The organism is Halomonas almeriensis (assembly GCF_030409235.1).
GTDB classification, from domain to species: Bacteria; Pseudomonadota; Gammaproteobacteria; order Pseudomonadales; family Halomonadaceae; genus Halomonas; species Halomonas almeriensis.
This window is the reverse complement of record NZ_JAUFPO010000002.1, coordinates 1-17,503: the sequence shown is the minus strand read 5'-3', so window position 1 is coordinate 17,503 and position 17,503 is coordinate 1. Positions and strand designations below refer to the sequence as shown.

19 protein-coding genes are annotated in these 17,503 nt (G+C 64.8%); 13 read left to right on the top strand and 6 right to left on the bottom strand.

Going from position 1 to position 17,503, the window contains the following annotated elements; all coding sequences use genetic code 11:
* The first annotated feature begins 127 nt into the window (after nt 1–127).
* The 4 genes from QWY74_RS00310 to QWY74_RS00295 all read left to right on the top strand — a co-directional run bounded on the left by QWY74_RS00310 (nt 128) and on the right by QWY74_RS00295 (nt 6,655).
* A complete protein-coding gene (locus QWY74_RS00310; RefSeq protein WP_264827515.1) occupies nt 128–1,648 on the top strand; it encodes a leucyl aminopeptidase in 1,521 nt (506 codons plus the stop codon).
* Between the two features lie 153 nt (nt 1,649–1,801).
* On the top strand, nt 1,802–2,932 hold the full coding sequence (locus tag QWY74_RS00305) for a branched-chain amino acid aminotransferase (RefSeq protein WP_264827543.1): 1,131 nt from the start codon (nt 1,802–1,804) through the stop codon (nt 2,930–2,932).
* 177 nt (nt 2,933–3,109) lie between these two features.
* Entirely contained in the window at nt 3,110–3,556 is a 447-nt protein-coding gene (locus QWY74_RS00300; protein ID WP_264827516.1) for a DNA polymerase III subunit chi, read from the top strand.
* Nucleotides 3,557–3,676: 120 nt separating this feature from the next.
* Nucleotides 3,677–6,655: a valine--tRNA ligase gene (locus QWY74_RS00295; protein ID WP_264827518.1), complete on the top strand. Its 2,979-nt coding sequence runs from the start codon at nt 3,677–3,679 to the stop codon at nt 6,653–6,655.
* Between the two features lie 77 nt (nt 6,656–6,732).
* On the opposite strand, the gene QWY74_RS00290 is transcribed toward QWY74_RS00295, so the two are convergent.
* Nucleotides 6,733–7,914 carry a MalY/PatB family protein gene (locus tag QWY74_RS00290; protein ID WP_264827520.1) on the bottom strand — a complete coding sequence of 394 codons (1,182 nt, stop codon included), beginning with the start codon at nt 7,912–7,914 and terminating at the stop codon, nt 6,733–6,735.
* A 61-nt stretch (nt 7,915–7,975) separates the two neighbouring features.
* Here QWY74_RS00290 and QWY74_RS00285 point away from each other — a divergent pair, with 61 nt between their 5' ends.
* A complete protein-coding gene (locus tag QWY74_RS00285) occupies nt 7,976–8,410 on the top strand; it encodes a hypothetical protein (RefSeq protein ID WP_264827522.1) in 435 nt (144 codons plus the stop codon).
* A gap of 4 nt (nt 8,411–8,414) precedes the next feature.
* Here the strand turns inward: QWY74_RS00285 and QWY74_RS00280 are convergent, their stop codons facing one another.
* On the bottom strand, nt 8,415–8,756 hold the full coding sequence (locus tag QWY74_RS00280) for a hypothetical protein (protein WP_264827523.1): 342 nt from the start codon (nt 8,754–8,756) through the stop codon (nt 8,415–8,417).
* 107 nt (nt 8,757–8,863) lie between these two features.
* Between QWY74_RS00280 and QWY74_RS00275 the strand changes: the two genes are divergently transcribed.
* The 6 genes from QWY74_RS00275 to QWY74_RS00250 all read left to right on the top strand — a co-directional run bounded on the left by QWY74_RS00275 (nt 8,864) and on the right by QWY74_RS00250 (nt 12,121).
* A complete protein-coding gene (locus QWY74_RS00275; RefSeq protein ID WP_264827524.1) occupies nt 8,864–9,694 on the top strand; it encodes a hypothetical protein in 831 nt (276 codons plus the stop codon).
* A 72-nt stretch (nt 9,695–9,766) separates the two neighbouring features.
* Nucleotides 9,767–10,177, top strand: a complete 411-nt coding sequence (locus QWY74_RS00270; RefSeq protein ID WP_264827526.1) for an acyl-CoA thioesterase — start codon at nt 9,767–9,769, stop codon at nt 10,175–10,177.
* Nucleotides 10,174–10,641 (top strand): Cys-tRNA(Pro) deacylase, encoded by a 468-nt coding sequence (gene ybaK, locus QWY74_RS00265; protein ID WP_264827527.1) that lies wholly within the window; start codon nt 10,174–10,176, stop codon nt 10,639–10,641. The genes QWY74_RS00270 and ybaK overlap by 4 nt, the downstream gene beginning before the upstream one ends.
* Nucleotides 10,642–10,729: 88 nt before the next feature.
* Complete coding sequence (locus QWY74_RS00260; protein ID WP_264827528.1) at nt 10,730–11,056, top strand: hypothetical protein; 327 nt, start codon at nt 10,730–10,732, stop codon at nt 11,054–11,056.
* Nucleotides 11,028–11,549, top strand: a complete 522-nt coding sequence (locus QWY74_RS00255; RefSeq protein ID WP_264827529.1) for a DUF501 domain-containing protein — start codon at nt 11,028–11,030, stop codon at nt 11,547–11,549. Before QWY74_RS00260 ends, QWY74_RS00255 begins: the two co-directional genes overlap by 29 nt.
* A 23-nt stretch (nt 11,550–11,572) precedes the next feature.
* Nucleotides 11,573–12,121, top strand: a complete 549-nt coding sequence (locus tag QWY74_RS00250) for an LOG family protein (RefSeq protein ID WP_264827530.1) — start codon at nt 11,573–11,575, stop codon at nt 12,119–12,121.
* A gap of 79 nt (nt 12,122–12,200) precedes the next feature.
* Here the strand turns inward: QWY74_RS00250 and QWY74_RS00245 are convergent, their stop codons facing one another.
* On the bottom strand, nt 12,201–12,689 hold the full coding sequence (locus tag QWY74_RS00245; RefSeq protein ID WP_264827532.1) for a hypothetical protein: 489 nt from the start codon (nt 12,687–12,689) through the stop codon (nt 12,201–12,203).
* 80 nt (nt 12,690–12,769) lie between these two features.
* Nucleotides 12,770–13,285: a tetratricopeptide repeat protein gene (locus tag QWY74_RS00240; RefSeq protein ID WP_264827534.1), complete on the bottom strand. Its 516-nt coding sequence runs from the start codon at nt 13,283–13,285 to the stop codon at nt 12,770–12,772.
* A gap of 287 nt (nt 13,286–13,572) precedes the next feature.
* Here QWY74_RS00240 and QWY74_RS00235 point away from each other — a divergent pair, with 287 nt between their 5' ends.
* The gene (locus QWY74_RS00235; protein ID WP_264827535.1) at nt 13,573–14,604 is read left to right on the top strand and encodes an NADP(H)-dependent aldo-keto reductase; all 1,032 of its coding nucleotides are present in this window, start codon (nt 13,573–13,575) and stop codon (nt 14,602–14,604) included.
* Nucleotides 14,605–14,696: 92 nt separating this feature from the next.
* Nucleotides 14,697–15,479: a peroxide stress protein YaaA gene (yaaA, locus tag QWY74_RS00230; RefSeq protein WP_264827537.1), complete on the top strand. Its 783-nt coding sequence runs from the start codon at nt 14,697–14,699 to the stop codon at nt 15,477–15,479.
* Nucleotides 15,480–15,639: 160 nt separating this feature from the next.
* On the opposite strand, the gene QWY74_RS00225 is transcribed toward yaaA, so the two are convergent.
* Nucleotides 15,640–16,215 (bottom strand): isochorismatase family protein, encoded by a 576-nt coding sequence (locus tag QWY74_RS00225; protein ID WP_264827538.1) that lies wholly within the window; start codon nt 16,213–16,215, stop codon nt 15,640–15,642.
* Nucleotides 16,216–16,430: 215 nt separating this feature from the next.
* Nucleotides 16,431–16,925, bottom strand: coding sequence for a hypothetical protein (locus tag QWY74_RS00220; RefSeq protein WP_264827539.1), 495 nt, complete (start codon nt 16,923–16,925; stop codon nt 16,431–16,433).
* Nucleotides 16,926–17,503 lie beyond the last annotated feature (578 nt).

The window sequence follows — 17,503 nt, the reverse complement described above, 5'->3', positions numbered from 1 at the left end:
GGGTCGGGTGTTGCCCTGTCAGCCTAGGTCAGTGTGAAGTCCGGCGGGCTCCTGGGGTACACTGGGGCGAATCGGCAATGTGCCGGCATTATCCAGAATCCCTCACCGCTTGTCTTGTGGAGACACCATGGAATTCCCAGTTCAGACGGCCAATCCCGCCAAGGTCGAGACGGCTTGCCTCGTGGTACCGGTGTTCAAGGACGGCGAGCTGCTGCCCGCCGCCGCCAAGCTCGATGATGCCAGCGAGCGACTGATCGGCCAGTTGATCGAGCGTGGCGACTTTGATGCGCGTCTCGGCAATGTCCAGATGATCCCCTTCGCGCCCGGCCTCAATACCGACCGTCTGATGCTGGTCGGCGTGGGGAAGCGCGACCAGTGCCAGGAAAGCGCCTTCCGCAAGGCCGTCGACGCCGCCTTCACCGCGCTGGCCAGCCTGCCGGCCGAGGACGCTGCCGTTGCCTTCACCGATGTGCCGATTGCCGATCGCGACAGCCACTGGAAGGCGCGCATTGTGGCCGAGGCCGCCCATCATGCGGTCTATCGTTTCAATGACTTCAAGTCCGAGCCGGCGCCATTGCCGCAACTCGAACGCGTGACCCTGCTGGTCGCTGAAGGCGACCATGCAGAACTGGCCCGTGAGGGCGGACGCATCGGCGATGGTATCGGCCAGGGCGTCAAGGTGACCCGTACCCTGGGCAACCTCCCGGGCAATGTCTGCACCCCGAGTTATCTCGCCGAGCGCGCCGAGACCATGGCCGCCGAGTCCAACGGCAAGCTGACCACCGAAGTCCTCGACGAAGCCGCCCTGGAAGCCCTGGGTGCCCACAGCCTGCTCAGCGTGGGCCACGGCAGCGCCGAACCCTCGCGCCTGATCGTCATGAAGTACCAGGGCGCCGAGGATCCGGACGAGCCGCCCCATGTGCTGGTCGGCAAGGGCATCACCTTCGACTCCGGCGGTATTTCGCTCAAGCCCGGGGCCGCCATGGACGAGATGAAGTTCGACATGTGCGGTGCCGCCAGCGTGTTCGGCGCCGTCACCTCGACACTGGCCATCAAGCCACGGGTCAACCTGATCGCCATCGTGGCCAGCGCCGAGAACATGCCCGATGGCCTGGCGACCAAGCCCGGCGATATCATCAAGACCCTCAAGGGCCTGTCGGTCGAGGTCCTCAATACCGACGCCGAGGGTCGCCTGGTGCTGTGCGATGCCCTGACCTATGCCGAGCGCTTCGAGCCGGCCAGCGTGGTCGATATCGCCACCCTGACCGGGGCCGTCATCATCGGCCTGGGGCATCACGCCACCGGCCTGATGGCCAACGACGACGACCTGGCACTGGACCTGCTGGATGCCGGCGAAACCGCCTGGGATCGCGCCTGGCACCTGCCGCTGTGGGACGAGTATCAGGAACAGCTCGACTCCAACTTCGCCGATCTGGCCAATATCGGCGGGCGCCCGGCGGGCACCATCACGGCGGGCTGCTTTCTCTCGCGCTTTGCCGACAAGTATCCCTGGGCCCACCTGGACATCGCGGGCACCGCCTGGCAGTCCGGCGCGCAGAAGGGGGCCTCCGGCCGCCCGGTCAGCCTGCTCACCCAGTATCTGCTGGATCGCGCCGGCGACAGCCGGGTCGAGGTCGGCGAGGAGTGATAGACCGACGCGGGCTTGCCTTTTGCCCGCGGTGGCCTTTTCATTGACGACAGTACTGCCGGGGCAGCGGATGCCCCGGCCACCCGATCCTCGACACGCATGCAGCGACCGCCCGGCCGGCCGTTGTACCAGTATCACCCCGGGGCGCTGTCGATGCCTCGGGCCAAGCGGAGACCGATCGCCGTGCCCACACAACGCTTTACCGTGCTGCCGTCCTCCGAGGCCACGGCAGCCCCCATCCGGGACGATATCCTCGCCAATCCCGGCTTCGGCCGTTACTTCACCGACCACATGGCGCATGTCCGCTGGACGCTCGACGCCGGCTGGCACGGTCACGAAGTGCGCCCCTACGGGCCCCTGACCCTGGACCCGGCCGCCGCCGTGCTGCACTACGCCCAGGAGATCTTCGAGGGTATCAAGGCCTACCGCCATGATGACGGCTCGGTGTGGGCCTTCCGCCCCGAAAAGAACGCCGAGCGCTTCCGGCGCTCGGCGCGTCGCCTGGCCCTGCCGGAGCTTTCCGACGAAGACTTCGTCGACTCGCTCAAGGCCCTGGTGGCCCTGGACCATGCCTGGGTGCCGACGCCCGCCACGGCGGCCGAGGAATCCAGCCTCTACCTGCGCCCCTTCATGATCGCCAGCGAGACCTTCCTCGGCGTGCGTCCGTCCCATGAGGTCGACTACTACGTCATCGCCTCGCCGGCGGCCGCCTACTTCAAGGGCGGCATCGCGCCGGTCTCGATCTGGCTCTCCTCGCACTACAAGCGGGCCGCGGCCGGCGGCACCGGCTTCGCCAAGTGCGGCGGCAACTACGCCGCCTCGCTGGCCGCCCAGAAGGAGGCCGAAGCCAACGGCTGCAGCCAGGTCGCCTTCCTGGATGCCGCCGAAAACAAGTGGATCGAGGAACTGGGCGGCATGAACCTGTTCTTCGTCTTCCGCGACGGCCGCCTGGTGACGCCGCAGCTCACCGACACCATCCTCGAAGGCGTGACCCGTGACTCGGTGCTCACTCTGGCCCGCGAGGAAGGCCTGACACCCGAGGAGCGTCCGATCAGCCTCGACGAATGGCGTGAGGGCGCGGCCAGCGGCGACATCACCGAAGTCTTCGCCTGCGGCACTGCCGCCGTCATCACCCCGGTCGGCGAGCTGGTCACCGAGGACGACACCATCCGCCTCGACGGCAGCAGCGACAACGAGGTCGCCAAGCGCCTGCGCGGCCACCTGCTCGACCTGCAGTACGGCCGCCGGGAAGACCCCCACGGCTGGCTGACCCGACTGGCCTAAACACGAGTGGCGAGTGGCGAGTGGCGAGTGGCGAGTGGCGAGTGGCGAGTGGCGAGCAGTATGGTGGCACCGCACAGCTCGCAGCTCGTAGCTCGTAGCTCGTAGCTCGTAGCTCGTAGCTCGTAGCTCGTAGCTCGTAGCTCGTAGCTCGTAGCTCGTAGCCCAGAATGAGGCCCCATGACCCAGATCGATTTCTACATCCTGCCCGATACCACCCTCGATGCCCGGCTGGCCTTTGCCTGCCGGTTGGCCGAGACCATCGTCAACAAGGGCTATCGGCTGCATCTGCATGTGGAAGACGAGGCCATGGCTCGGACCCTGGATGATCGGCTGTGGGACTTTCGCGCCGATGCCTACCTGCCGCATGCCCTGCTGGGCAGCGAGATGGCGGATAGCGTGCCGGCCACCATCGGCTGGCAGGAGCCACCGGCGCCCGGCGAGACCGGCACCCAGGCCATGCTCAACCTGCACCCGGGGATTCCGGAGTGGTTCTCGCGCTTCGAGCGGGTCGCCGAGATCATCAATCAGCACCAGGCCGTGCTGACCGCCAAGCGTGAATGCTGGCAGACCTACAAGCAGCGTGGCTATGCGGTTAAGGCGCACCAGCTGCGCGGGCAGCAGTAGGTCAGGCTGACGCCTGCCCCCTCATCAAGCTATAATCGAGCCCATTTTTGACGATGCCCCGCCGACCGGTTCCCGGCTTTGCCTGGCCCCGGTGGCACCCCATTCTGGACCGGACCCCCCATGGACAAGACCTACCAACCCGAGCAGATCGAGAACCGCTGGTATCAGCGCTGGGAAGACAACGGCCACTTTGCCCCCTCCGGCAAGGGCGCCCCCTTCTCCATCATGATCCCGCCGCCCAATGTCACCGGCAGTCTGCACATGGGTCATGCCTTCCAGGACACCATCATGGATACCCTGACGCGCTGGAAGCGTATGCAGGGCAACAATACCCTGTGGCAGGTGGGCACCGACCACGCCGGCATCGCCACCCAGATGCTGGTGGAGCGCAAGGTCGCCGCCGAGGAAGGCAAGAGTCGTCACGACCTGGGCCGTGATGCCTTCACTGACCGGATCTGGGAGTGGAAGCAGGAATCCGGGGGGCACATCACCCGCCAGCTGCGGCGCATGGGCGCCAGCGTCGACTGGTCCCGTGAACGCTTCACCATGGACGACGGCTTCTACAAGGCAGTGCAGGAAGTCTTCGTGCAGTTGTTCGACAAGGGCCTGATCTACCGTGGCAAGCGGCTGGTCAACTGGGACCCGACGTTCGAGACCGCCATTTCCGACCTCGAGGTGGAGAACACCGAGGTCGATGGCCAGATGTGGCACTTCAAGTATCCGCTGGCCGGCGGTGAAACCTACGAGTACATCGAGAAGGATGCCGACGGCAACGTCACGCTGCGCGAGACACGCGACTATATCTCCATCGCCACCACGCGCCCGGAAACCATGCTGGGCGATGGTGCCGTCGCCGTGAGCCCGGACGATGAGCGCTATGCGCCGCTGGTCGGCAAGCTCTGCGAGATCCCTGTCGGGCCGAAGGAACACCGTCGCCTGATTCCCATCATCACCGATGAGTACCCCGATCCCAACTTCGGCTCGGGTGCCGTCAAGATCACCGGCGCCCACGACTTCAACGACTACGCCGTCGCACAGCGCAACGCGATTCCGCTCTACAACCTGATGGACCGCAAGGCGCACATGCGCACTGACGGCCTCTCCTATGCGGAAAGCGCCGCCCTGGCATCCCGCGCCGCCCGGGGCGAAGACATCGGCAGTGTGGACGAGGTCAACCTGGTGCCCATCGAACTACGCGGGCTGGACCGCTTCGAAGCGCGTCGTCAGGTGGTCGAGGCGGTCACCGCCGAAGGCCTGGCCATGACCACCACCGATGAAGCCGGCCAGGAACAGCCGCTGGTCGAGCACAAGAAGCTGATGCAGCCCTTCGGCGACCGATCCGGCGATGTCATCGAGCCCTATCTCACCGACCAGTGGTTCGTGGCCGTGGAAGACCTCGCCAAGCCCGCCATCGCGGCAGTCGAGAACGGCGACATCGAGTTCGTGCCGAAGAACTACGAGAACATGTATTTCGCCTGGATGCGTGACCTTCAGGACTGGTGCATCTCGCGCCAGCTGTGGTGGGGTCACCGCATTCCGGCCTGGTACGATGCCGAGGGCAGAGTTTACGTGGCCCGCACCGAGGCCGAGGCCCGCGAGCGCTATGGCATCGCCGCCGACGTGTCCCTTAGCCAGGACGAGGACGTCCTCGACACCTGGTTCAGTTCCGGCCTGTGGACCTTCGGCACCCTGGGTTGGCCCGAGCGGACACCGGCGCTGGAGACCTTCCACCCCAGCAGCGTGCTGGTCACCGGTTTCGACATCATTTTCTTCTGGGTCGCACGGATGATCATGCTGACCCTGGAGTTCACCGGCGAGGTGCCCTTCAAGCAGGTCTATGTGCATGGCCTGGTTCGCGACGGCCAGGGCAACAAGATGTCCAAGTCCAAGGGCAATGTGCTCGACCCCATCGACCTGATCGACGGCATCGACCTGGACACCCTGGTCGACAAGCGCACCGGCAACATGATGCAGCCGCAGAAGGCCAGGGCCATCGCCAAGGCCACGCGTCAGGAATTTCCGCAGGGCATCGAGGCCCACGGCACCGACGCCCTGCGCTTCACCTTCCTGTCCCAGGCCACCACCGGACGTGACATCAAGTTCGACATGGGCCGCCTGGATGGCTACCGCAACTTCTGCAACAAGCTGTGGAACGCCTCGCGCTATGTGCTGATGAACGCCGAGGGCCAAGACTGCGGCACCGAGCTTGAAAACGACGGGGACGGCGAGATCGAACTGTCGCTGGCCGACCGCTGGATCGTCTCGCGCCTGCAGCAGACCGAGGCCCAGGTCACCCGTGCCATGCAGGAATACCGCTTCGACCACGCCTCCCAGGCGCTCTACGAGTTCATCTGGAACGAGTACTGCGACTGGTACCTGGAGCTGTCCAAGCCGGTCCTCTGGGATGACGAGGCGTCGGCACAGGCCCAGCGCGGCACCCGCCGCACCCTGGTGCGCGTGCTCGAGACCGTGCTGCGCCTGGCGCACCCGATGATGCCCTACATCAGCGAGGAGATCTGGCAGCGCGTCGCCCCGCTGGCCGGCACCAGCCGCGGCGAGGATGACTCGCTGATGGTTCAACCCTGGCCACAGGCCGACGACAGCCGCATCGACGAGGCGGCCGAGCGTGATATCGAGTGGCTCAAGGGCGTGATCGTGGCGATCCGCAACATCCGCGCCGAGCTCAACATTGCCCCCGGCAAACCGCTGGAGGCCATTCTGACCAAGGGCGACGCCGACGATCGACAGCGCCTGGACGCCAACCGGCGTTTCCTCGCCAAGCTGGCCAAGCTGGAGCGCATCGACTGGCTCGATGACCCTGAAACGGCACCGCTGGCCGCTACCCAGCTGGTCGGCGACATGGAAGTGCTGGTGCCCATGGCCGGCCTGATCGACAAGGAGGCGGAACTGGCGCGTCTGGCCAAGGAGATCGACAAACAGGACAAGCTGATCGGCGGTATCGAAAAGAAGCTCGGCAACGAAAGCTTCGTCGCCAAGGCGCCGGAAGCCGTGGTCCAGAAGGAACGCGACAAGCGCGACGAACTGGCCGCCAACCGCCGGCTGCTGATCGAGCAACGCGACCGGATCGCCGCACTCTGACGCCGCCCTGAACGGGGCGGATGATTTGAAGCGCGGAGGCCGACCTCCGCGTTTTTTTCATGCCGGCTGGCGCGCCATCAACCAGACAGTACCGTATCGAGGCGCTTCAGCGCGGCGTCCAGCTGCTCGGCGGTGGTGCCGAAGTTGAGCCGCACAAAGCCCGGCCAGCCGAAATCCGCGCCATCCGAAAGCGCCACGCGCGCCTGCTCGAGCAGCCGTTGCTGAGGCGAGGCGGCGCCATCCATGGCGGGTGACTCGCGCAGGTCCAGCCAGGCCAGATAGGTCGACTGCGGGGCCGCCATGCGCACCCCCGGCCAGCGGGCGACATGTGCTTCCAGCCGGCGGCGGTGGCCACGCAGTGTCTCCAGCAGGTCCTGCCGCCAGGGTTCTCCGTGGCGGTAGGCGGCCTCGGCGGCCACCAGCCCCAGTACATTGCCGTCGGGTTGCAGGCCCTTGAGGCGTGCCGCGAAGCGCCGACGCAGGTCGGCATCGGGAATCACCGCGCAGGCGGCCGTCAGCCCGGCCAGATTGAAGGTCTTGGACGGCGCCCAGAGGGTGATGATGCGCCCGGCCAGCGCCGGAAACAGGGCCGCCAGCGGTTGATGGCGAGCACCGTCCTCGAGCAGCAGGTCGCAGTGAAGCTCGTCGGAGACCACGTAAAAGTCATGGCGCTCGACCAGACGGGCCAGCCCTTCCAGTTCGTCCGGGCGCCAGACGCGGCCGGTCGGGTTGTGCGGATGGCACCACAGCAGCATTCGGGTGCGCGGCGCGATGGCGGCCTCAAGGGCCTCGAGATCCAGCTGCCAGTCATCGCCCGCTGCCCGGGGCGGCTGCATGGCGGCCTGCTGAGGCTCCCGGCCGGTGCGCTCGGCCACCTGCAGGAAGGGTGGATAGATCGGCGTGATGGTCAGCACGCCATCGCCAGGCTCGGTAAGCGCCAGACTGGCCATGTTGAGGGCCGGCACCACGCCGGGCAGCCACACCTGCCAGTCGGGCTCGATCGCCCAGCCATAGTGCTCGCGGCTCCAGCGGCAGACGGCATCGCGCAGGCTGTCGGCTACCAGACCATAGCCATAGACACCATGTTCGACCCGGGACTGCAGCGCCTCGATAACGGGCGGCGGCGAGCGGAAGTCCATGTCGGCCACCCACAACGGCAGGACATCCTCCGCGTAGCGATGCCATTTCTGTGACGGCCAGTGGCCATTGGAAGGGTGTCGCCGCTCGACGGGCGTGACAAAATCGAAGGTCGCGGTCATGAAGTGGCCATCCTTGCTCCTGATCCGGCGTCATGTGACGCCCCTGAGAATGCATCAAACCATGCCCCAAAGCAGCTTCTATTCCAAGGTCCGCCAGGGCCTGCCGGCGGTCATCGCCCAGTGGCTGGCACTCGGCCAGGGCGACCACGACCGCCTGGCACTGATTCTTGCCGAAACGGCACGGGTCGCCAAACTGGGCGAGCCCGAGGCCACGCCCGGCGGTGCCACCCTCGAGGCCTGGAGCGCGGGCGAGCATCACGCGGAGATCCCGCTCTGGGCCGCACGCACCGCGGTCTTTCTGCTGATCCAGATGCCGGCGCGGCCCGTACCGCAAAGCGACGAAGAGGCCTGTGCCTGGGCCTACTGCTGGTTGCGCAATCGCCGGGTCGAGCACTATGAGGCCGCTGTCGAAGCCCTGCCCGCGCACCTGCGCTCGCCCCTGGAGGCCGCTCTCAAGGCCGCCTGGGTGGATCAGCAGGGTCTGCGCCTGGTGTAAGTCATCAGCGTCGCCGTCGCGTCGGGCGCTTGGGCTCGAAGCCCGCCGGCTTGGTGGCCAGCCATGCGACGAAGGTCTGGACCTCGGGATGCCCCAGCAGGGCCTCACGGCTGCGATAATGGTCGGCCAGCTCGCGCTCGCTGAACAGCGCGTGAATATGCCGATGGCAGGCATGGCAGACCCACAGAATGGCGCTCAGGCGCTCCGCCCGATCGAACCGACGCCGATAGCGCGGCTTGCTGTGCAGGGTGCGCGGAATCAGGTGGTGGCGCGTCAGCGGTGCAGCGCGCTGACACAACTCACAATGTTCGGGACGACTGGGCGGCGATAGCTCGTGGCCGGTCATGCATTCCTCGGCTCTGCCAACAGGGCGGCAACGACCCGGCCATGGAGCGATCGCCTGGGGCGCCTGCGTTCCAGTTCGGGCCATGTCTCGACGAACAGGATAGCGTCATGGAAGTTCCACTTGAATGGCAACTGGCCAAATTGCTGGTCTCGATCGGCGTGGTACTGGGCCTCTCGGTGATCGCCGAGCGCCTCAGTACGCGCGCCGCTGGCCTGCTTTCCGGCTACCCGCTGGGCACGGCCATCGCGCTGTTCTTCATCGGGCTTGAGATCTCGCCGAATTTTGCCGCCGAAAGTGCCGTGCACACCCTGGCAGGCTTCTCCGCGACCCTGGCGCTGGGTGGCGGCTATCTGCTGTGTGGCCGACGTGACGGCTTACGCGGTGTCCTCGGGGGGACCCTGGGCGGCCTGCTCGCCTGGGGGCTGATGAGCCTGTTGTTGACCCGCTTCGACGTCAATCGACTGAGCGGCACCCTGATCACCCTGCTGGCGATTGTCGTCTTCAGTTGGCTTTACCGCCGCATTCCCGAGCGCGCCGCCCCGCCCCGCGGCGGATTCAGCGCCGCGGCTCTGGCACTGCGCGCCGGGCTAGCGGCCGGCATCGTCTTCGTCATTACCGCTCTGGCGCATGTCGTGCCGAGCAGCTGGGCCGGCGTCATGGCGGCCTTCCCGGTCACCATGTACCCGTTCCTGGTGATTCTCCACCTGACCCATGGTGCCGCGCCGGTGGCAACCGTCATCAAGCACTACCCGGCCGGGCTGGGCTCGCTGCTATGCTATGCGCTGTGCGTCTCGCTGGCCTATGACACCCTGGGGCTCGCCTGGGGCACGCTGATCGGCTTTGCTGCTGCCACCCTGTGGCTGCTGGGCTGGAACCGCGGACAGGCCCTGTGGCATCAACGGCGCACCGCCGACCGGGACCCGGAAGCGACTCGCTAGCATGCTATAGTGATGCTCTGGGCATCGCCATGCCGAGAGATATCTGGCCGCATACGCTGAAGAGGTAACTGCATGTTCGTTCGCACTATAGAGCCCGCCTTCTACGACACCGATGCGCTGGGCCACATCAACAACACGCGCCTGCCGGCCTGGTTCGAATGGGCCCGCAACGACCTTTTCAGACTCTTCACCGCGGACCTTGACCCGCGCCGCTGGCGACTGATCATGGCACGCCTGGAGATCGATTATCACGGCGAGCTGCATTATGGCCACGACATCGAGATTCGCACATTCCTCACGCGGCTCGGCAAGAGCTCCTTCACCGTGACCCAGGAAGCCCGTCAGTCGGGTCAATTGACCAACACGGGGCATACCGTCCTGGTGCACTATGACCACCAGGCCGGATGCGCCGTACCCATCGAAGGCAGCCTGCGCGAGGCCTTGAGCGAACACTTGCAGGAAACGGAGGCGAAAGACGCATGACTCCGGCCGTCAAGGTGCTGGAAAAGTCCGGTATCGACTTTGCGCTCGCGACGTACGAGCACGATGCGCGCCACCCGGCCTATGGCGAAGAGGCCGCCGATGCGCTGGGCCTGGCAACGCACGAGGTCTTCAAGACGCTGCTGGCACGACTCGATAATGGTTGCCTGGTCATGGCTCTGGTGCCGGTATCCGGCCAGTTGGACCTCAAGGCACTGGCCAGGTCCGCCGGTGCCCGCAAGGCCAGCCTGGCCGAGGTCGAGGAGGCCGAACGTGCCACGGGCTATGTCGTGGGCGGCATCAGCCCGCTGGGCCAGAAAAAGCGCCTGCCGGTCTTCGTCGATGCCAGCGCCGCGGGCCTGGCACACTGTCACGTCAGTGGCGGGCGGCGCGGCCTGGAGATCCGTCTGGCGCCCCGGGATCTGGTCGAACTGCTGAACGCCGATTTTGCCTCCCTGGCGCGTTGACCCTTTCGAGCCGAAAGCCTCATCCCACTGTCCAAGCGGCAAGGACGCTTTCGGCAGCAACGCGCCACATGACCCAATGGAGCCGCCCATGGCCATCCGCTACGACCTCTGGCTCGACCCAGATAACCTTGCCCGCCACCATGCCGTGGAGGCGGACCTGGAGCGCTACTTCATGGAGCGCTTCGCCGACTATCCTCACATCCGCTTGTTCGGGGCCGACCCATACGATTATGATGCGCCGTTCAACCGCCTCTACGACGTGCTGATGGCCCGGGCCAACGATTACTGCGACCGCTACTGGAACTATGTTCCAACGCCGGAACAGCTCAATCGGACCTTCTTTCGCGCCGTGGGCCGCTCGACCAAGTTCATACGAGATGACAACGATGGTGATTCGTCCCGACACGAAACCTGACGCGCGGCAACTGGAACGCATCACCGAACAGCTGGGCCGACCGCCACGGGGCATCGAAGCCCTGGCCGCCACCGACGGCGAGGGCACGCCCCTGGTCCTGCGCATGGCCCCCATCGTCGATGGCGCCCCCTTCCCGACCCTTTTCTGGCTGAGTTCGGAGCGCCTGAAAATCGAGCTCAGCCATCTCGAGGCGGCCGGGGTGATCAAGCAGCTGGAAGCCCGCCTGCGCGAGGAGCCCGACTTCCTCGAGGCCTACCATCAGAGTCATCGTGACTACATCGAGGCCCGCTGGCACCACATGACACCCGAACAATACGCCAGGGTGCAGGAACTGGGCTACGAGACGGTGCTGCGCGAGCGTGGTATCGGCGGTATCGCCAACTGGAACCAGGTACGCTGTCTGCACACCCAGTATGCCCATCATCTGTGTGGCCAGAACGTCATCGGCCAGTGGCTGGACGAACATCATGGCGTCGCCGACTGCCTGCCCTGAGACGACGCCCCCCGGAGAAGCCCATGACAACCTTCTGCGTCTATCTTGGCTCGCGCGCCGGCCATGACCCGGCCTTTCTGGAAGCCGCCGGGACGCTCGGCCGTGAGCTGGCGTCGCGGGGTCACGCACTGGTCTACGGCGGGGCTCGCGTCGGTATGATGGGGGCACTGGCCGACAGCATGATGGCCGCCGGTGGCGAGGTGACCGGCGTGATGCCGGATCATCTGGTGGAGCGCGAGCAGGCCCACACCGGACTCACCCGATTGGTACGCGTCAGCAACATGCATGAACGCAAGGCCAGCATGGCGGCCTACAGCGACGCCTTCATCGCCCTGCCGGGGGGAATCGGGACCCTGGAAGAACTGTTCGAGGCCTGGACCTGGCAATACCTGGGCCTGCACGACAAGCCCCTCGGGCTCCTTAATACCCGGGGGTTCTATACCCCGCTGCTGTCCTTTCTCGACAACACCGTGCAGCACGGCTTCCTCGACGCCGACACCCGCGCCAACCTGCTGGCTGCCGACTCGCCGGCGCCGCTGCTCGATGCGCTGGAGCAGCGCCTCGGTCGGTGAGGCCGGCGTGAGGTGTGAGGTGTGAGGTGTGAGGTGTGAGGTGTGAGGTGTGAGGTGTAAAGGGTAAGGCGTCAGGAGGTCAGTAACCCAGGGTGCGCTGATAGGTCTGCTGCAGCAGCAGGGCGTCCTCGCCGGCACGATGCCGATGCACGCCCTGCTCCTCGATGATGGCTTCCTTGGTATCGCTCCAGCGCTCCATCTGCGCTTCGCTCAACAGACGACGCAACGCTTCGAGGCGAAAGGCCGGCAACATGCCGGCATGATGGAAGAGCAGGGACATCCAGGTATTGTCGTAGCCCCAGCTGTCGCTATAGGCGATACCCACTTCGCGCAGCTCGTCATTGAGCCAGCGCGCCACTTCACGTACCGGATAGCCTTCCCGTGCCAGCCGGGCCCGCGAGATACCATGTAACAGCTCGGCCTTGGGATCCCAGTGTATCCATTCATCCAGTGGCTGGATCAGAAAGGCACAGACACTGCCATCGCCACGGGCCAGGCCGATCTCGATGGGGTAACTACCACGCCCGAATCCGGACGCTTCGATATCCAGCAGTGTCGGTAGCGTCACGGGCAGGTGATTCCTTGGTCAGGGCCGCGGCACCAGAAGCCCGGCCAGTGATTCACGTCTCGTCACTGAGACACCTGGCCTTAGTGTCGCGCTCCGGCTTCTCGGCTGTCCAGTGCCTCGGGCATGACCGGTACCTGATCGGCCATGCGCTGCCAGTAGGCCATCCGCTCGGGATCGACGGGCAGCCCCAGATCACCATGCCGGTAGGCACTAGCCAGACGCGCTGCCGCATGGGGGTGGCCGGCCTCGCCGGCCCGGGCGTACCAGGTCACGGCGTGATCCTCGCGGCGGGGGTACTGCGCACAACCATGCTCGTGAATCTGGCCGGCGCGGTACTGGGCCCGCATGTCACCGCCATGTGCGGCTTCAATCACGTAACGCGCGCCGCGCGCCTTGTCCTGAGGGGACACGCCGCGGTGAAACAGCATATGGCCGTACTGTGCCAGGGCCGCAGGGTGTCCGGCCTTGGCGCAGCGTTGAAACAGGTGCATGGTCAACCGCTGGGTATGCGGCGAACGAGGCAACCAGCGAGTGTGCACGAGCTGTTGTGCCAGACGGTACTCGAGCCGAGTAAACAGTGACGATGCCTGCGGCATGGCAAACCATCCTGAGTCCTGAGATTCGATTCGATAGTGACGTCGAGCACCACCCTGTGACCGGCGTCGTTCATGTAATGGCGTTGGCAGGGACAGGCTCCGCCTGGCCAACGGGAAGGCAAGCATACGCTCGGCCACACGGGGACTCAACCCCCTAACGTTTACGCCTCGGCCTGCCCCGGCTACCATGCCGGACAAACCGCCTGATCAAGGCATTTTGACCCAGGCGCCCCACGCCTGGCTGAAGGCAGTTCCGACGGTTTTATCCACATTTTGAGGAGTGACGGATGCAAACGCGCCCCCTGGGAAACACGGGCATCGAGGTCAGCCGATTGTGCCTCGGTACCATGACTTTCGGTGTACAGAACAGTGAAGCCGAGGCCCATGAACAGCTGGACCGAGCCGTCGCGTTCGGCATCGACTTCATTGATACCGCTGAGATGTACCCGGTACCATCCAGCGCCGAAACGCAGGGGCTGACCGAGCGCTACATCGGCAGCTGGCTGGCGTCGCGCGGCTCCCGGGATGACATCATCCTGGCCAGCAAGATAGCAGGCCCCGGCATGGATTACCTCCGCGGCGGATCGCGCCTCACGCGTGAGCAGGTGCATCAGGCCGTTGACGCCAGTCTGCAACGCCTGCAGACCGAGTATATCGATCTCTATCAGTTGCACTGGCCAGAGCGCCGCAGCAACTTCTTCGGCCGGCTGGGCTATCAGCCGGACGAGCAGGAAGATGCCATCGCCCTGGAAGAAACTCTGGCAGCGCTGCAGGAAGTGGTCCAGGCCGGCAAGGTCCGCGCCATCGGGCTTTCCAACGAGACACCCTGGGGGGTCATGCATGCCCTGCACCTGGCCGACAAAATGGGCCTGCCACGCGTGGCCTCGGTGCAAAATCCCTACAACCTGTTGAACCGGACCTATGAGATCGGCCTGGCCGAAGTCGCCCATCGTGAAAACGTCGGACTACTGGCCTACTCCCCTCTCGGCTTTGGTGTGCTCTCCGGTAAGTATATCAACGGCGCGCGCCCGGAAGGCGCGCGCCTGACGCTTTACGAGCGTTTTCAGCGCTACACGACGTCGCTGGCCCAGGAGGCCACACAGGCCTATGTGAACATCGCGCGCGAACATGGCCTCGACCCCGCTCAGATGGCACTGGCCTACGTCAACTCCCGTCCCTTCCTGACCAGCAACATCATTGGTGCCACCACCATGGCGCAACTCGAGAGCAACCTGGCCAGCGAGTCACTGCGCCTGAATGACGATGTACTGGAGGCCATCGAGCAGGTTCACCAGCGCCTGCCGAACCCCTGCCCCTGACCCGCCCTGCGGGACTATCGTGACGATAGCCCCGCCCCTCGGACGGCCTTGCTATAATTCGCCCCGATACCCAGACGTGACAGGAGCGCCTCATGCTGAGCGTGATTTCCCCGGCCAAGAAGCTGGACTTCGAAACGCCGGCCAGTACCTCCCGGCACACCCAGCCGGACTACCTGGAGCACAGCCAGACCCTGATCGATATCCTGCGCGACAAGTCGCCTCAGGACATCAGCCAATTGATGGGCGTCAGTGACAAGATTGCCGGTCTCAACGCCGCTCGTTTCGCCGAATGGCAGACGCCCTTTACCGCCGACAATGCCAAGCCGGCAGCCCAGGCCTTTCAGGGCGATGTCTATGTCGGCCTGGAGGCCGAGCACTTCGATGATGCCGACAACGACTTCGCCCAGGACCACCTGCGCATTCTTTCGGGCCTCTATGGCCTGCTGCGGCCTCTGGACCTGATTCAGCCCTACCGACTGGAAATGGGCACCAAGCTCGCCAACCCCGCCGGAAAGGATCTGTATGCCTTCTGGCGCGACGAGCTGACCAGCGCCCTGGACGAGGCCATTGCACAAAGCGGCAGCCGGGTACTGGTCAACCTGGCCTCCAACGAATATTTCAAGTCCATCGACGCCGGGCGCCTGAATGCCAGGGTCATCACACCGGTGTTCAAGGATGAAAAAAATGGCCAGTACAAGATCATCAGTTTCTATGCCAAGAAGGCTCGCGGCCTGATGGCCGCCTGGATGATTCAGCAACGCCTGGATGATGCCGAGGCCCTCAAGGACTTCGATGTCGCCGGCTATCGCTACAATGCGGCCATGTCGGAGGGCAACACCCTGGTATTCTGCCGCGACGAACGAGACCGCCCCTGATCATGCCGGGCATGACCCACATCTACCGCGATCCACCAGTGATCAACCCCATGCAGCCCAGGAACCGCTCCGCACGGGGCGCCCGCACCGCTGAGCTGGTGAAGCGGTCAGGCGGGATGTACGTCGACATTCTCGCAGGGCGTGGATGAGCTAAACGCTTCTAGCGAAACGTCAAGGGGCGTTCCGAGCGCGCCTTGAGAAAACGCTGGTGGATCTCCTTGAAGGTCGCGCCATCGCACCGTTCCAGCCACTCATAGGCGACCATGTCGGCACTGACGGCCCGGGCACCGGCTTCGACCAGGCGCTGCCGGGCCAGGGTCACTTCATCCCGCCGCCGACTACCGACCGCTTCGCTCAACCAGAACACCTCGTAGCCGGCCTCAAGCAGGGCCAGGCCCGTCTGCAGCACGCAGATATGCGCCTCGGCACCGCACAATATCACCTGCCGGCGCCCGGTCTCGGCCAGTGCCCGAGCAAACGGGGCCTCGGCATGCGCATTGAAGTGGTACTTCTGCCAGTACCTCGGGGATGTCAGCGCCGTCACCAGGGCCGGCACAGTGTGACCGAGTCCCTGCGGGTACTGTTCGGTCAGCCAGACCGGTATACCGAGCGCTTCGGCCACACCGCCCATCCAGGCAGCCTCTTCGATGACCTGTCCGCCATCTTCCAGCACCGGCAACAGACGGCTCTGGATGTCCACCATCAGCAACAGGCTCGACTCGGAATGCATGCGCATGGCACTTCCCCGTGTCTCGATTCAGATGAAGCCCTTCACCGGCCAGAAGGTGTCGGGCAAGCGATGATCTCTCAGCCTACATTACTGAGAGCAGCCTGAAGTGGAGGGCGAGCCGCTGCCGCCCTCCTTTACACAGAGAAAGTACCAACGAGAAAGGCCGGGCAAAATGCCCGGCCTTTCTCTTTAAGGAAATGCTGATCCAGCGAGGTGGAGTATTACTCCTGCATCTCGTCGGCAGCTTCCTGGGTGGCTTCGCCGGCATCTTCCATGGCCTCGCCAGTGCTGTCGACGGAGTCTTCAGCTGCCTGGCCGGCATCCTCGGAGGCTTCTTCCATGGCCTCGCCGGCTTCACCGGCCGCTTCCTCGGTGTTCTCGGCGGCTTCATCCATGGTGGCCTCAGCCTCATTGGCGGCATCAGCCGCTGTTTCGCCAGCTTCATCCATGGCAGCTTCGGTACCTTCCGCCATCTCATCGACGGCCTGGTCTGCGTCTTCTGCCATCTCTTCACCGGCCTGCTCGGCCTCTTCGGCGCCTTCCTCCATGGCTTCTTCTGTCTCGTCGGCCGCTTCTTCAACGCTCTGCTCAGCGCTCTCCGCTGCCTGTTCAGCGTTTTCCTCAGCTTCTTCCTCACCACTGCAAGCCGCCAGGCCAACAGAGGTCGTACCGATCAGCATCATCAGCGCCAACTTGCGTAGCAGTTCCTGTTTCATCGTGTCCCTCCTCAGATCAACGAAATGTCGTCTGCTCACCCTAGTATGTCAGGAAGAAAATTGCCAACTGATTCAGGGATTTGGCAAGGGTATTCCACTATCCTTCAATATTCTGAAGGTGGCGTCTCCAGTTGGCGTCAGATTCTCGTCTGCATGGAGGGACACCCTTGCCTGACCAGCGCGCCATAGTGGGGCAACATTCTTCCATAAAAAAACCCCAAGCCTTTTGGCCCGGGGTTTTTCGGTGTAGATGACTGACGATGACCAGGGCGGCTCTCCGCTACTCTCCAGGGGAACTCCCTTGCCTGACCAGCGCGCTATAGTGGGGCAACATTCTTCCATAAAAAAACCCCGAGCCTTTTGGCCCGGGTTTTTTTCGGTGTAGATGCCTGACGCCTCTGCGGCCACTGCGTGGCCTTGAGCCTGGGCTCGGGACGCCGCTACGCGGCTTTCCACCTCGCCCGTTCGCGCCTGACAAGGCTGTGCCTTGTCCGGGCGGCGCTCACCCTACGCTCGCATGGTAAGGCCAGGTCATCGCCTGACACCCGGACATAAAAAAATCCCCCGGGAAGACCCGG